The sequence below is a fragment of the Lentzea sp. genome (genome assembly GCF_035525475.1).
In the GTDB taxonomy this organism is placed as follows: domain Bacteria; phylum Actinomycetota; class Actinomycetes; order Mycobacteriales; family Pseudonocardiaceae; genus Lentzea.
Genome location: NZ_DATLEC010000212.1, coordinates 17,067 through 30,809 on the forward strand (window position 1 = coordinate 17,067; position 13,743 = coordinate 30,809).

Genomic DNA, 13,743 nt, shown 5'->3' on the forward strand with positions numbered 1-13,743 from the left:
TACGTGCCCGATTTGCCCGGTCAGGCGAGGTCGCCGGAGAGAACCGGGCGGAAGCTCTCGCGCCCGAACGTGAAGACGCGCCGGTAGCCGTCGGCCAGCTCCGCCACGACGTCCGGTGCGAGGTCGAGCTCGAGCGTGAGGACGGGCTCGGTCAGTTCGAGCTCCTCGACGGCCTTCTCGGTGAACTCCAGCACGAGCACGCCGTCGGTCAGCCGCGCCCGGCTCACGCCCCCGTAGGTGCAGCGGTGCTCGTCGTCGACGACGCAGTACGAGTCCTCGTCGAAGTCGGCGTCCTCGAGGTCGTCCTCGCTCGCGGTGATCAGCAGCTGCCTGCCACCGCCGTCGGGCTGTTCGGCGACGCCGACCGTGAACATGGTCTGCTCCTCGTCCTCGAAGCCCAGTCCGTGGCCACGAACGACGAACCCGTTGCTGCTCAACGCATCTCCTGAAAATGACGAACGGCCGCCCCGCCTGGAGGCGGGACGGCCATTGTGCCGGACCGGGTGATCAGCCCTTGCGCTTCTTGACCTCGTCGGTCAGCTGCGGCGCGACGGTGAACAGGTCGCCCACCACGCCGTAGTCGGCGATCTCGAAGATCGGGGCCTCGGGGTCCTTGTTGACCGCGACGATCGTCTTCGAGGTCTGCATGCCCGCGCGGTGCTGGATGGCACCGGAGATGCCCAGCGCCACGTACAGCTGCGGCGAGACCGTCTTGCCGGTCTGGCCCACCTGGAACTGGTGCGGGTAGTAGCCGGAGTCGACCGCGGCGCGCGAGGCGCCGACGGCGGCGTTCAGCGAGTCGGCGAGGTCCTCGACGACCGAGAACTTCTCCGCCGAGCCGACGCCGCGGCCACCGGACACGACGACCGAGGCCTCGGTGAGCTCCGGGCGGTCGCCACCGGTGACGGTCTCGCGGGACGTCACGCGGGCGGCCTTGGCGGCGTCCACGGAGACGGAGACCGACTCGTCCAGGACGGCGTCCGCTGCGGACTCCTCGGCCTCGACGCCGCCGGGGCGGACGGTGATGACCGGGGTGCCCTTGCTGACCTTCGCCTTGACGACGAACGCGCCACCGAAGATGGACTGCACGCCGGTGCCGTCGGCCTCGACGTCCACGACGTCGACCAGCCAGCCGGAGCCGATGCGCACGGCGAGACGGCCCGCGACCTCCTTGCCCTCCGCGGTCGCGGAGACGAGCACCGCGGACGCGTTCGGGGCGAGAGCGGCCAGCGCGTCGACCTTCGGGGTCACCAGGAAGTTGACGGCGTCGTCGGACTCGACGGCGTAGACCTTCGCGGCGCCGAACTTACCGAGCGACTCGCGGATCTTCGACGCGGTGCCGGGGGCGCCCACGACCACGGCGGCCGGGGTGCCGAGGCGGCGCGCGGCCGTCAGCAGCTCGTAGCTGACCTTCTTGACCTCGCCGTCGACGTGGTCGACCAGAACGAGAACTTCAGACATGTCTTCCCCTCCCTCAGATGAGCTTCTGGCCGACAAGGAACTCGGCGATCTTGGATCCGCCGTCGCCACCGTCCTCGACGCGCTGACCCGCGCTGCGCGGCGGCTTCGGGGAAGCCTCCAGCACCTGGGTCCACGCACCGGACAGGCCGACCTCGGACGCGTCGATGCCGAGGTCCGCCACGGTCACCGTGGAGACGGGCTTCTTCTTCGCGGCCATGATGCCCTTGAAGGACGGGTAACGCGGCTCGTTGATCTTCTCGGTCACGGAGATCACGGCCGGGAGCGAGGCCTCGAGGAAGGCGACGCCCTCGTCGGTCTCGCGCTCGCCGGAGATCGTGGTGCCCTCGACGCTGACCTTGCGCAGCTGCGTGACCTGAGGCAGGCCGAGCAGCTCCGCGACGATGGCCGGGACAGCACCCGCGCGGCCGTCGGTGGCCTCGTTGCCGGCGATGACCAGGTCGACGTTCTCGACCGTGCCGATCGCCTTCGCGAGGACCTTCGCCGTGGCCAGCGAGTCGGAGCCGTGCAGCGCCTCGTCGTTGACGTGGATCGCCTTGTCGGCGCCCATGGACAGCGCCTTGCGGATGGCGTCGGTGGCGCGGTCGGGACCCATGGCGATCACGGTGACCTCACCGCCGTGGGCCTCCTGCAACAGCAGGGCCTCTTCGACGGCGCGCTCGTTGATCTCGTCGAGCACGGCATCCGCGGACTCGCGGTCAAGGGTGTGGTCGGCGTCGGTGAGCTTGCGCTCGGACCAGGTGTCAGGCACCTGCTTGACCAGGACAACAATGTTCATAGGTCCTCTTCGACCTCCTGCGGACGGGCGGCGACGCTTGCGCGGAGGACTCCAGAACCGCGCCGCCGGGTGTTCACGACCCTGCCATCACCCGGATGTTACCCGCCAGTAGCCCCCCTGCAAACAGGAGCAAGCACCCCGCTAGCGTGACAGTTGTCACCCGTTGACGCCACCAACTGAGACCTAACCCATTCGGGGGACTAGGCTGCGCCGACATGTACCGGCGAGTAGCTATCGTGACGGACTCCACGGCCTGTCTCCCGGCTCAGCTGACCGATCGGCTCGGCATCGAGGTGGTCCAGATCCAGGTGCGGATCGGCGACCACACCGACGACGAGTCCCGCATCCCGGTCCCCGACCTGGTCTCCGCCATGCGCGCCAACGTGCCCGTGGCGACGATCCCGCCCGACCCCGCCGCGTTCTACTGGACGTACTCCGACCTCGCGGCCCAGGGCGTCCGCTCGATCGTGTCCATCCACGTGTCGGGCCGTCAGTCCGAGACCGTCGAGGCTGCCCGCGCGGCCGCCACCAAGGTCCGCATCCCGGTGCACGTCATCGACACGCACACGTGCGGGATGAGCATCGGCTACGCGGTCCAGGCCGCCGCGAAGGTGGCCGAGGCGGGCGGCGACGTCGAGCGGGTGCTCGCGACCGCGCAGAGCCGGTTCGACAGGTCGACCGAGCTGATCTACGTGGACACGCTGGAGTACCTGCGCCGCGGCGGGCGCATCGGTGCGGCGGCGGCCCTCGTGGGCGGCGTGCTGTCGATGAAGCCCCTGCTGACCATGGCCGACGGCCAGATCACCCCGCTGGACAAGGTGATCGGCGCCGACCGCGCGCTCAACCGGATGCTGGACATCGCGATCAAGCGCGCGGGCACCGGCGCGGTCGACGTGGCCGTCGAGCACTTCGACGCGGAGGAGAAGGCTTCCCGGTTGCTGCGCAACCTCCGGCGCGGTCTCCCCAACGTCCGCCAGTTCATGCTGACGCAGGTGAGTTCGGCCATCGGGGCCCACGTCGGACCAGGTGCGCTGGGCATCACCGTTTCGCCGGTGTGACCCTCGGGAACTCAAGGTGCGGTTTCGTCCGTTGAAATGGACGTAACGGACACCTGGAGGACCAATGGCCGCATTCATGGACAAGATCACCAGGTTCCTGCGCAGCCCGCAGGGCCAGAAGCTCCAGACCAAGGCACGGCAGATGGCCCAGGACCCGCGCAAGCGCGCGCAGGCCGAGCAGCTGCTGCGCAAGTTCCGCGGCAAGAAGCACTAGTGGCGTGACCCGGCACCGTTCCGGGTCGCACCGCTAGTTCTTGAACAGCGCGTTGAGATCGCCGTACGGAATGCCGTTCTCGACGCTGCTGTAGGTGCCCAGGGTCAGCATCTCCTCAGCTGCCCTCCTGGCGACGGCGTAGGCGGCCTCGGCGACACCGGAGCCGAGGCTGACCCGCGCCACGCCCGCCGCGACGAACTCGTCGACGGCGGGCGCGCCGGGCCACACGAGGACGTTGAGCGGCGCGCCGATGCCCTCGGCGAGCTCCTTCGCGACGCCGAGGTCGATCACGCCCGGCACGAAGATGCCGCTCGCCCCGGCTTCGAGGTACTTCGCCGCCCTGTCCAGGGCGTGTCCGAGCCTCTCCTCCGGTTCTCCGACCGCGCGCAGGAACGTGTCGATGCGCGCGTTGATGTACAACTCGGGCGCGGCCTCACGCGCCGCCGCGTACCGCTCGGCCTGCTCGCTGGCGTCGCGCACGCCCCCGTCGAGACCGTCTTCGATGTTCACGCCGGACGCACCGGCCTCCGCCACGGCCTTGACCGTCTCGGCGACCTCTTCCGCGGTACGCCCGAACCCGGACTCGATGTCCGCGCTCACCGGAACGCCGACGGCCTTCACGATGCGCGCGACGAGATCGACCGCCCGGTCGCGCTGGAGGCTGTCCCCGTCCGGCGCGCCGAGGCTCCAGGCCACGCCCGCGCTCGTGGTGGCCACGGCCTTGGCGCCGGCCGCCTCGACGACGAGGGCGGAGGCGACGTCCCAGGCGTTGGGGAGGACCAGCGGGCCGGGGCGGTGGAGGGCGTGGAAGAGCTCGGTGCGGTCAGCGGTGGAAGTCATGATCGAGTGATACCAGGGCGGGGCGGTCCGGGTCCCGCGAGTTTCGGACATGAACCGACGAGTTTCGGACACCGCGCTCGGCCGGCGCTCTCGATGGCGCCGTCAGGTGGTCTGGTGCCGTCAGTTGGTGTCGGCCTTGCGGCGGGCCTCTTCGAACATCCGCAGGTAGCGGTGGCGGAAGTCCTCCTGCTCCACCCACGTCGTCTGCTCGGCGGGCTGGGGCGCGGCGGGCGGCGGCAGCTCGGGAGTGTCGGTGCCGGTCGCTACTGTTGGTTCGGGGGCTTCGAGATCCCCCAAGGGGGGCGCGGAGTCCCCATCCCGATCGTATCCAGCGGCACCGACAGTTTTCGGCGGTCGCACCGGCTGCGGCTCGGTTTCGGCGATCGGCTGCGGCTCGGCTTTCGCGGCAGGTGCCGCCTCGGGGGTGGCGACGGGCGGCGGCTCGGTTGTGGCGGCGGGTGCTGGCTCGGTTGTGGCGGCGGGCGCCGACTCAGCCTTCGCGACAGGCGCCGGTCCCGCGGCGGGTGCCGCTTCGGCTTCCGTGACGGGCACCGGATCCGCAGCGGGTGCTGCTTCGGCTTCCGCGACAGGCGCCGGTTCCGTGACGGGCGCCGGTTTTGCAACGAGCGCTTGTTCCGCAGCGGGCTTCGGTTCTACAGCGGACTTCGGTTCCGCAGCGAGCACCGGTTCCGCAGCAGGCTTCGATTCCGCGCCGGGCGCAGGTTCCGCGCCCGGCGCAGGTGCCACAGCGGGCTCCGCCCCCGCACCACGCTTCAGTTCCACGACAGGCCCCAGAACCGGCTCGGCCAGCGCCGCCAGTGCCGGTTCCAGCCGCGGCAGCCCCACCACCGGGTTGCGGTGGATCGGCCGCGTGTCGTAGTCGTCGTCCACCGGCTCGACGACGGCGGGTTTCTCCACCCACGTGGGCTCCACCGGCGCGTCCGCCACGTCCACCGCGGCATCCTCGCGGCGCCGCGCCAGCACGTACATCAGGGCCGCCCCCAAGGTGAAGGACAGCACGCACAACCCGAAGACGATCCCGACTGCCCCTGCCATTGCGAAGGCTCCTAGCTGATGAGGACGTCGATCTGAGGTCCGAAGTCCGTCGGCGGACCCCAGACCGGGTCCACGACCACGCGGGTCGTGATGACGCTGCCCACCCCCTGCTCGGCCAGGTACTGCCGCACCAGGCCGGCCCGTTCCATCGCGAGCACGTCGCAGCGGTGGGAGGCCGTTTCGCCGTTCCACGCGTGCGCGACCAGCGTCACCGTGCCGGTGGCGTTGCGCAGGACGCCGGCCAGCGACCGTTGCACGGCCTCGCCGCGGCCCACCAGCAACGAGGTGCCCGGCGCGAACGTGATGCCCTTGACCGCGTGCGACGAGAACAGGTCGCGCACGGTCTGCTGGGCCACGCTCGCCGACAGCACCAGCGGCGCGGCGGGCTCCATGCGCAGCGGCGCGACGAAGTCCGACACGGGCACCGGGCCCGAGAGGACCGCGGGCTCCGCGGGCACTTCGGGGGACGGCGACAGCGCTGTCTCCAGTTCCTCGCCGGACACCGAGAAACCGAACGCCGTCACCGAGGCGGGCACCATCAGCGCACCGGCGACCAATGGCACCCAGCGCCTCACGACGCGGCCACCTGTTCCGGGATGTGCACCGGGACCACGCGGTCGGCGGCGACCGACAGGGCCGCTCGCGCCGCGGACAGCTGCGTGTGGACGGAGCGGCAGAGCTCGTGCAGCTCGTCGGTCCGTTCGGCGACCTCGGCCAGGCGGCGGTTCGCCTCGCGGCACGCCACCTTCACCACGAACTCGGCACGCGCCCTGGCCAGCTCCTCCTGCTCCCGCAGGTGCCGCGCGGCCTCGTTGCGGCGCCGGGTCGTGGTGAGCTCGAAGAACTGCCGGGCCTTCTCGCGCCTGCGTTCGGCGTCGGCCTCCAGCGAGTTGCACCGCAGTGCGGTCTCGCGCAGCAACCGGTCGGCGTCGGCCTGGGCCTGCGCCACGGCCTCGCCGCACTCGCGCTCGACCTCGTCGGCGCGCTGGCGGTGCTGGGCCTCGAGGTCGGCGCAGCGGCGTTCCGTCTCGAGCTCGCGGCGTTCCACCGCGGCGGCACGGGACGCGCAGTCCTGGCGCGTGGCGTACAGCTCGGACTCCGCCTCGGACCGCATCACCGCCGCCTCGCGTTCGGCTTCGGCGCGCATCTCGGCGAGTTCGACGTCGGTGCGCGCGCGGAGGTCGGCGCATTCGCGTTCGGTCCGCTGGTGCATTTCCGCGGTCTCGTCCTCGGCGAGCCGGAGCATGCGGTGCATCCGTTCGGTCGCGCCCGCGTGCGACCCCGACGTCGTCTCCAGGCGTTCGATCCTGGTGCGTGCCTCTTCGAGGTCCTGGCGCGTCATTTCCAGTAGCTTGCGCAAATCGGCGGCCTGCGCGAGGGCTTCCGCCCGGTCGAGGCTCGTGAAGCGCAGCTGCTCCTCGAGATTCTCGATGTGCTCGATGACCTGACGCCGGTGAAAACCTCGGTACACGACGTCGAATGCGGTGTGCAGCGGAACCAGTTCCCGCTCTTTTGCACCCATGGTCACCTACTCGCTCAACCAGGCCGAAGTTTGTGCGGAGCGTACCCATGCCGCGTAGCACCAACCAGAGTCGACAAAGGACGAAAGGCTCGCTGAAGCGAGGCGGAAAACCAAGGCTTGCAGCGCAAACACAACTTCTCTAGATCAACTCCAAGAACGGGCAGTCACCCGATTGTGTTAAGGTGAGGCCCTTTTCGACAGCGTCACTCCGTGCGTTCGCCCTGCACGGAAAGCGACCGCTCAGGCGTAGATCACACGAATTGCCTTCGATCGTTGGTGGCCACTGCGATCACGCTTCGTTAACCTCATCGTTCGTGCCCTCACGAGTAGCCGTCGTCACCGACTCGACCGCGTCGCTCCCCGCGCGTCTGGCGGACCGGTTCAACATCATCACGGTCCCGATGCAGCTCAAGATCGGGTCGGAGCTGATCGACGAGGCCCACGTGCCGACGGGCCGCCTGCTCCAGGCGATGGAGGCGCAGATCCCGATCACGACGCAGCCGCCTGCTCCGGACGCGTTCTTCTGGGCCTACCAGGACGCGTGGGCCAAGGGCGCGGAGACGATCGTGTCGGTGCACGTGACGCACAAGCTCTCGCCGGCCACGGACGCGGCGAAGCAGGCCGCGGCCAAGTCGCGCGTGCCGGTGTTCATCGTCGACTCGCACTCGTCGGGCATGACGCTCGGGTTCGCGGCGCTCGCGGCCGCGAGGATCGTGCAGTCGGGCGGCAACGTCCAGAACGCGCGCAGCGTCGCCGAGCAGCGCGGCCGCGACGCCAACGTGCTCATCTACGTCGACACGCTGCAGTACCTGCGCCAGTCCGGCCGGGTCAGCGCGGTGGCGAAGCTCTTCGGCGACGCGCTGTCGGTCAAGCCGCTGCTCACGGTCGTGGGCGGCGAGGTCACGCCGTTCGACAAGGTCGTCGGCAGGGACAGGGCCCTGGCGAAGCTCGTCGACAAGGCCGTGGCGCTCGCGTACGGGCGCAACGTGGACCTCGCGGTGGAGCACTTCGCCGCCGAGAAGGACGGCCACGAGCTCCTCCAGCTGCTGCAGAAGCGCATCCCGCACGCGCGCGACATCGTTCTCACGCAGGTCAGCGCGGCCATCGGTGCGAACGTGGGTCCCGGCGCGCTCGCCGTCACGGTCTCGCCGTTCTGATCGGGGCGGGGGCACGCTCGCGCACCAGGTAGTTCGCCGTCGCTCTACTGGCAAGTAACCTGGCGGGCGTGACCCTCCCCCTGACCGGCGAACGCACGGTGCCCGGTATCGCGGAAGAGAACTACTGGTTCAGGCGCCACGAAGCGGCGTACCTGCACCTCATCGACCACTGCGCGGGCGCCGTCGTGCTGGAGGCGGGCTGTGGCGAGGGCTACGGCGCCCAGCTGATCCGCACGGTCGCGCAGCGGGTGATCGCGCTCGACTACGACGAGCTGACCTCGCGGCACGTCGCCCGCGCGTACCCGCGGCTCGACGTCCTGCGGGGGAACCTCGCGACGCTGCCGTTGCGCGACGGGAGCGTCGACGTGGTCGCGAACCTGCAGGTCATCGAGCACCTGTGGGACCAGGAGGGCTTTCTCGCGGAGTGCCGGCGCGTCTTGCGTCCCGGTGGGACGCTCATCGTGACGACGCCGAACAGGCTGACGTTCTCGCCCGGCCAGGACACGCCGCTGAACCCGTTCCACACCAGGGAGCTCGCACCGTCCGAACTGGACGAGATGCTGCGGGAGGCTGGTTTCCGCGTTGACGAACTGACGGGGCTGCGTCACGGCGGAAGGCTTGACACGCTCCTGAACGGACAGATCATCAACGCACAGGTCGAAGTCGCCCTGTCCGGCGCGCCGTGGCCCGCCGAGCTGAAGGAGGCTGTGGAGTCGGTGACGGTGCAGGACTTCGACATCACGTCCGACGACATGGACACGTGCCTCGACCTGGTTGCCGTGGCGGTGCGCGCGTGACCCCGAAGGCGTCCGAGGGCACGTTCTGCCTGGTCCTGCACAGCCACCTGCCCTGGCTCGCGCACCACGGCACGTGGCCGGTCGGCGAGGAGTGGCTCTACCAGGCGTGGGCGCACTCGTACCTGCCCGTCGTGGACATGCTGCGCCGCTTCGCCGACGAGGGCCGTTCCGACGTGCTCACGCTCGGCGTCACGCCGGTCCTGGCCGCGCAGCTCGACGACCCGTACTCGTTGCGGGGCGCGCACGACTGGCTCGGCAACTGGCACCTGCGCTCGCACTACGCCGGGGAACGGCTGCCGGAGCTGTCCGCGTACGAGCACCGTGCGTCGTCCTGGGCGCTGGAGCAGTTCGAAACCCAGTGGCGGCATGGCTTCTCGCCGATTCTGCGATCCCTTGTGGACTCCTCGACGATCGAGCTGCTCGGCGGACCGGCGACGCACCCGTTCCAGCCGTTGCTGGACCCGCGGGTGCGTTCGTTCGCGTTGCGGACCGGTTTGGACGACACCGCGTTGCGGATCGGCCGTGCCCCGGAAGGGATCTGGGCGCCGGAATGCGGTTACTCGCCCGGCATGGAGGACGGCTACGCGGCGGCGGGCGTGCGGCGGTTCATGGTCGACGGGCCCGCGCTGCACGGCGACACCTCGACCGCGCATCCCGTCGGATCGTCGGACGTGCTGGCGTTCGGCCGTGATCTCGAGGTCTCGTACCGCGTCTGGTCGCCGAAGGTCGGCTATCCGGGTGACGCCGCGTACCGGGATTTTCACACCTACGACCATCCGACGGGTCTGAAGCCGTCGCGGGTGACGGGCAAGAACGTCGCGCCGGAGGACAAACAGCCGTACGACCCGTTGCTGGCGCGCGAAGCTCTTTCACGCCATGTCGACGACTTCGTCGAGACGGTCGTGCGCCGGTTGCGGGCGATCGACGGCGGACTGGTCGTGGCGGCGTACGACACCGAGCTCTACGGGCACTGGTGGCACGAGGGTCCTCTGTGGCTGGAGGCCGTGCTGCGCGCGTTGCCGGAGGCGGGTGTCCGAGTCACGACGTTGCGGGGCGCCGTCGAGGCGGGGCACGTGGGCGCGCCGGTCGAGCTGCCCGCGTCGTCGTGGGGCAGCGGCAAGGACTGGCGCGTCTGGGACGGCGCGCAGGTGTCGGACATCGTGTCGCTGAACTCCTCGGTGCAGCAGGAGCTCCTGGGGCTGGACTTCTCGTCGGACGTGCGGGACCCGGTGCTGGACCAGGCCGTGCGCGAGGCGTTGCTGGCGTTGTCGAGCGACTGGGCCTTCATGGTCACCAAGGACTCGGCCGCCGACTACGCGCGCTACCGCGCGAAGATTCACAGCGATCGCTTCAGCGAGCTCGCGGCGTTGGCGCGCGGCGGTCGCGGACGTGCGAGAGCGGCGGAGCTCCGCGCGGCAGACGGCCCGTTCGGGCATCTGGACGCGCGAGGAATGAGGTAACGGAATGCGCGTGCTGATGTTGTCGTGGGAGTACCCGCCGGTGGTGGTCGGCGGGCTGGGCAGGCACGTCCACGCGCTCGCGACACAGTTGGCCGCGCAGGGGCACGAGGTCGTCGTGCTGTGCCGGCAGCCTTCCGGCACCGACGCGATCACCCACCCGACAGTCGACGTCGTGAGCGAGGGCGTGCGGCTGGTCCGCGTCGCCGAGGACCCCGCGCACTTCGTGTTCGAGAAGGACCTCCTGGCGTGGACGCTCGCGATGGGCCACGCGATGACGCGCGCGGGGCTGGCCCTCGGGCCGTGGCGTCCCGACGTCGTCCACGCACACGACTGGCTGGTCGCGCACCCGGCGGTCGCGCTGGCGGAGGCGTTCGGCGTGCCGCTGGTGGCGACGATCCACGCGACCGAGGCGGGCCGTCACTCCGGCTGGCTGTCGCACCCGCTGAACCAGCAGGTGCACTCGGTGGAGTGGTGGCTGGCGAACCGCGCCGACTCGCTGATCACCTGCTCGTCCGCGATGCGGGGCGAGGTGGCGCACCTGTTCGACGTGGACACCGCCGACGTCTCCGTGCTGCACAACGGGATCGAGCCCGGCGGCTGGAAGGTGCGGGCGTCCGACGTCGGCAAGGCCCGCCGCGCGTACTCGCCGCACGGCGACCCGCTGCTGCTGTTCTTCGGCCGCATCGAGTGGGAGAAGGGCATCCAGGACCTGATCGCCGCCCTCCCCCGGATCCGCCGTCACCACCGCGGCACGCGCGTCGTCGTGGCTGGCGGCGGCTCGCAGACCGAGTGGCTGCAGGACCAGGCGCGCAAGCACCGCGTGCTGCGCGCCGTGGAGTTCGTCGGGCACCTCTCCGACAGGTCCCTGGCGGCGCTGCTCACCGCGGCCGACGCGGTCGTGCTGCCCTCGCGCTACGAACCGTTCGGCATCGTCGCCCTGGAAGCCGCCGCCGCCGGGACTCCCCTGGTCGCCTCGACCGCGGGCGGGCTCGGCGAGGTGGTGCTGGACGGGGAGACGGGCCTGTCGTTCGCCCCCGGCGACGTGGACGGACTGGCTCGCGCCGTGCGCGACGTGCTGTCGGACCCTTCCTCGGCCGCCTCCCGCGCCCGCGCCGCGAAGGCACGCCTGGCCACCGACTTCAACTGGTCCACCATCGCCTCGGACACGGCCGCGGTCTACTCGGCCGCTCGCGTGCGCGAACCGCGTGTGCTCGGACGGCCCAAGATCGCGACGGGCAACCTGTTCACCTAGGTCGGCTACAGTCGCCGGTCCCGTGAACGACAGGTGACCGAGGACTGAATGAGATACCAACGCTTCGTGGCGCTCGGGGACAGCTGTACCGAGGGCCTGGACGACCTGCTCCCCGACGGCCGGTACCGCGGCTGGGCCGACAGGGTCGCGTCCGTGCTGGACGCACCGGGCTTCCGCTACGCCAACCTGGGCGTGCGCGGCCGCCGCATGGACCAGATGCTGGTGGAGCAGGTCCCGTCCGCGTCGGCGTTGCGGCCCGACCTGGTGGCGGTGTTCGGCGGCGGCAACGACGTGATGTCCGGCGCCTCCGCTGCCGTGATCGAGCAACGAGCCGACGCCCTCGTACGCGCCGTGACGTCGTTCGCCCCGACCGTCGCCGTGTTCACGTTGAGCGACATCTCGCACCGCATGCCGTTCGGGTGGCGCATGCGCCCACGCATTCTCGCGCTGAACTCCGCCATGCGTGCCGCTGCCTCGCGTCATGGCGCGCTGCTGGTGGACGTGGCCGCTGACGAGTGCGTGCACGACTCGCGCTACTTCGGGCCGGACCGCCTGCACCTGTCCTCGCTGGGACACCGGCGGCTGGCCGGGCACCTGCTGTCGGCGCTGGAGATCCCGTTCGACGCGTCGTGGCTGGCGCCGTTGGACGGGGCCGCCGCTCCCGCCTCGCTGCTCGACCACTGGCGGTGGCTGCGCGACCAGGTGCTGCCCGTCGCCTACTCGCGGTCGCGCAACAAGCTGATCGGCCGGCAGCCGGGCGACGGCTTCACGCCGAAACGCCCGGAGCTCGCGCCGCTGGCCTTGCACCTGACCTCAGGCTGAAGCGTCCTCCGCCCGCTTGGCCAAGGCCTCCTTGGCCTTGCGGGCCATGTCCGCAATGTCGGCACGCCGCTGGGCGTCCGCCTCGTAGTCGGCCCGCCGGTCCCGCACGACCCTGGCCGGCATGCCGACGGCGATCTTGAAGTCAGGCACGTCCCCGCGCACGACGGCGTGCGCTCCGAGCACGCACCCGCGCCCGACACGAGTGCCGCGCAGCACGGTCACCTTGGCCCCGAGCCAGCAGTCCGGCCCGATGCGGACCGGTGACTTCACGATGCCCTGGTCCTTGATAGGCAGGGTGATGTCCTCGGTCTTGTGGTCGAAGTCGCAGATGTAGACCCAGTCGGCGACGAGCGACGAGGCGCCGATCTCGATGTCGAGGTAGCAGTTGACCGTGTTGTCCTTGCCGAACACGACCTTGTCGCCGATGCGCAACGACCCCTCGTGGCACCGGATGGCGTTGCCGTCGCCGATGTGCACCCAGCGCCCGATCTCCAGGCGCCCGTAGCCGGGGCGGGCCATGACGTCGACGCGCCTGCCGAAGAACACCATGCCGCGCAGCACCACGTGGGGGTTGAGCAACCGGAACTTGAGCAGCCGCCAGTAGCGGACCAGGTACCACGGGGTGTAGGCGCGGTGGCGCAGGACCCAGCGCAGGGAGGCCAGCGTGAGGAAGCGCGCCTGCATCGGGTCCCGGCGCGACCTGGCCCAGCGCGTCCAGACCGGAGCGCCCCACATCGAAGTCATGCGGGGACTCTAGCTTTTGAGCACTGCCGCGATCGAGGCACCCTTGCCCTGACCTGCTGGTTTCCTCCTCATTGCATCCGGTCAGGTCTGGTCGCTTCTGGACCTCTGACGGCCTGGAGACGGCCTGGAACTCGACCATCACGGCCCCTCGTGCCCGTTCGTTGACGCGGACCGAGGGGCCGTTCTGGCATGGGCCGATGGGCTCGACGAAGGTCGGAATGAGGCTGGCGACAGACCGGAACGAGGGCATCATGCGCATCGGTTCGGCGATCGTCGGCTTGGCGGCTGGCGGCATTGGCGCGGCTTCGGGAAGTGATGCCCGGCGGCTCGTCCACCTGACGGCCTGCGCCTCAAGCTTATAGACGCCCCAGAGGGAGAACTGTCCAGCGGGGGCCTGGTGGCTGCGGGTCTTCATGATCGGCGCTCCTGCGGTCGAAGTCCGGGACTTGGGTGGCGGTGGCTTTTCGCCCCCGCTCCCTCGGCCCTGGCCGCAGTTAGCGCCGTGTCGCTGGTGTCAAGGGTGGGCCTTGGCCCATCGCGTAGCGACGCCGTAGGCGCCCTTGA

The 13,743-nt window shown here is 70.4% G+C and carries 15 protein-coding genes; 7 read left to right on the forward strand and 8 right to left on the reverse strand.

Annotated features, from left to right (window positions below; genetic code table 11):
- Window positions 1–20: 20 nt before the first annotated feature.
- The 3 genes from VM306_RS32645 to VM306_RS32655 form a co-directional block, all read right to left on the reverse strand.
- Window positions 21–437 carry an Imm10 family immunity protein gene (locus tag VM306_RS32645; RefSeq protein ID WP_325521710.1) on the reverse strand — a complete coding sequence of 139 codons (417 nt, stop codon included), beginning with the start codon at window positions 435–437 and terminating at the stop codon, window positions 21–23.
- A gap of 70 nt (window positions 438–507) precedes the next feature.
- Entirely contained in the window at window positions 508–1,461 is a 954-nt protein-coding gene (locus VM306_RS32650; protein WP_325521712.1) for an electron transfer flavoprotein subunit alpha/FixB family protein, read from the reverse strand.
- A gap of 13 nt (window positions 1,462–1,474) precedes the next feature.
- Window positions 1,475–2,257, reverse strand: coding sequence for an electron transfer flavoprotein subunit beta/FixA family protein (locus tag VM306_RS32655; protein ID WP_325521715.1), 783 nt, complete (start codon window positions 2,255–2,257; stop codon window positions 1,475–1,477).
- Window positions 2,258–2,472: 215 nt separating this feature from the next.
- Here VM306_RS32655 and VM306_RS32660 point away from each other — a divergent pair, with 215 nt between their 5' ends.
- Window positions 2,473–3,315: a DegV family protein gene (locus tag VM306_RS32660; protein WP_325521717.1), complete on the forward strand. Its 843-nt coding sequence runs from the start codon at window positions 2,473–2,475 to the stop codon at window positions 3,313–3,315.
- A gap of 64 nt (window positions 3,316–3,379) precedes the next feature.
- Window positions 3,380–3,529: a hypothetical protein gene (locus tag VM306_RS32665; RefSeq protein ID WP_325521719.1), complete on the forward strand. Its 150-nt coding sequence runs from the start codon at window positions 3,380–3,382 to the stop codon at window positions 3,527–3,529.
- Between the two features lie 33 nt (window positions 3,530–3,562).
- On the opposite strand, the gene VM306_RS32670 is transcribed toward VM306_RS32665, so the two are convergent.
- The 4 genes from VM306_RS32670 to VM306_RS32685 all read right to left on the reverse strand — a co-directional run bounded on the left by VM306_RS32670 (window position 3,563) and on the right by VM306_RS32685 (window position 6,947).
- Window positions 3,563–4,369 carry an isocitrate lyase/phosphoenolpyruvate mutase family protein gene (locus tag VM306_RS32670; RefSeq protein WP_325521721.1) on the reverse strand — a complete coding sequence of 269 codons (807 nt, stop codon included), beginning with the start codon at window positions 4,367–4,369 and terminating at the stop codon, window positions 3,563–3,565.
- A 120-nt stretch (window positions 4,370–4,489) separates the two neighbouring features.
- Entirely contained in the window at window positions 4,490–5,425 is a 936-nt protein-coding gene (locus VM306_RS32675) for a hypothetical protein (RefSeq protein ID WP_325521723.1), read from the reverse strand.
- A gap of 11 nt (window positions 5,426–5,436) precedes the next feature.
- A complete protein-coding gene (locus tag VM306_RS32680) occupies window positions 5,437–6,000 on the reverse strand; it encodes a hypothetical protein (RefSeq protein WP_325521725.1) in 564 nt (187 codons plus the stop codon).
- Window positions 5,997–6,947: a hypothetical protein gene (locus VM306_RS32685; protein ID WP_325521727.1), complete on the reverse strand. Its 951-nt coding sequence runs from the start codon at window positions 6,945–6,947 to the stop codon at window positions 5,997–5,999. The genes VM306_RS32680 and VM306_RS32685 overlap by 4 nt, the downstream gene beginning before the upstream one ends.
- A gap of 314 nt (window positions 6,948–7,261) precedes the next feature.
- On the opposite strand from VM306_RS32685, the gene VM306_RS32690 reads away from it, so the two are divergent.
- The 5 genes from VM306_RS32690 (at window position 7,262) to VM306_RS32710 (ending at window position 12,435) form a co-directional block, all read left to right on the forward strand.
- Window positions 7,262–8,104 (forward strand): DegV family protein, encoded by an 843-nt coding sequence (locus VM306_RS32690; protein ID WP_325521729.1) that lies wholly within the window; start codon window positions 7,262–7,264, stop codon window positions 8,102–8,104.
- 68 nt (window positions 8,105–8,172) lie between these two features.
- Complete coding sequence (locus VM306_RS32695) at window positions 8,173–8,901, forward strand: class I SAM-dependent methyltransferase (protein WP_325521731.1); 729 nt, start codon at window positions 8,173–8,175, stop codon at window positions 8,899–8,901.
- A complete protein-coding gene (locus VM306_RS32700; protein WP_325521733.1) occupies window positions 8,898–10,361 on the forward strand; it encodes a glycoside hydrolase family 57 protein in 1,464 nt (487 codons plus the stop codon). Before VM306_RS32695 ends, VM306_RS32700 begins: the two co-directional genes overlap by 4 nt.
- A gap of 4 nt (window positions 10,362–10,365) precedes the next feature.
- Window positions 10,366–11,613, forward strand: a complete 1,248-nt coding sequence (locus tag VM306_RS32705) for a glycosyltransferase family 4 protein (RefSeq protein ID WP_325521735.1) — start codon at window positions 10,366–10,368, stop codon at window positions 11,611–11,613.
- A gap of 48 nt (window positions 11,614–11,661) precedes the next feature.
- Window positions 11,662–12,435, forward strand: a complete 774-nt coding sequence (locus VM306_RS32710; protein WP_325521737.1) for an SGNH/GDSL hydrolase family protein — start codon at window positions 11,662–11,664, stop codon at window positions 12,433–12,435.
- On the opposite strand, the gene VM306_RS32715 is transcribed toward VM306_RS32710, so the two are convergent.
- The gene (locus VM306_RS32715; RefSeq protein ID WP_325521739.1) at window positions 12,427–13,179 is read right to left on the reverse strand and encodes an acyltransferase; all 753 of its coding nucleotides are present in this window, start codon (window positions 13,177–13,179) and stop codon (window positions 12,427–12,429) included. The genes VM306_RS32710 and VM306_RS32715 overlap by 9 nt on opposite strands.
- Window positions 13,180–13,743 lie beyond the last annotated feature (564 nt).

What these genes read in the sequence shown, in the direction of transcription:
- VM306_RS32650 (WP_325521712.1), bottom strand. Translation starts at nt 1,461, where the DNA reads ATGTCTGAAGTTCTCGTTCTGGTCGACCACGTCGACGGCGAGGTCAAG.
- VM306_RS32655 (WP_325521715.1), bottom strand. Translation starts at nt 2,257, where the DNA reads ATGAACATTGTTGTCCTGGTCAAGCAGGTGCCTGACACCTGGTCCGAG.
- VM306_RS32660 (WP_325521717.1), top strand. Translation starts at nt 2,473, where the DNA reads ATGTACCGGCGAGTAGCTATCGTGACGGACTCCACGGCCTGTCTCCCG.
- VM306_RS32665 (WP_325521719.1), top strand. Translation starts at nt 3,380, where the DNA reads ATGGCCGCATTCATGGACAAGATCACCAGGTTCCTGCGCAGCCCGCAG.
- VM306_RS32670 (WP_325521721.1), bottom strand. Translation starts at nt 4,369, where the DNA reads ATGACTTCCACCGCTGACCGCACCGAGCTCTTCCACGCCCTCCACCGC.
- VM306_RS32675 (WP_325521723.1), bottom strand. Translation starts at nt 5,425, where the DNA reads ATGGCAGGGGCAGTCGGGATCGTCTTCGGGTTGTGCGTGCTGTCCTTC.
- VM306_RS32685 (WP_325521727.1), bottom strand. Translation starts at nt 6,947, where the DNA reads ATGGGTGCAAAAGAGCGGGAACTGGTTCCGCTGCACACCGCATTCGAC.
- VM306_RS32705 (WP_325521735.1), top strand. Translation starts at nt 10,366, where the DNA reads ATGCGCGTGCTGATGTTGTCGTGGGAGTACCCGCCGGTGGTGGTCGGC.
- VM306_RS32710 (WP_325521737.1), top strand. Translation starts at nt 11,662, where the DNA reads ATGAGATACCAACGCTTCGTGGCGCTCGGGGACAGCTGTACCGAGGGC.
- VM306_RS32715 (WP_325521739.1), bottom strand. Translation starts at nt 13,179, where the DNA reads ATGACTTCGATGTGGGGCGCTCCGGTCTGGACGCGCTGGGCCAGGTCG.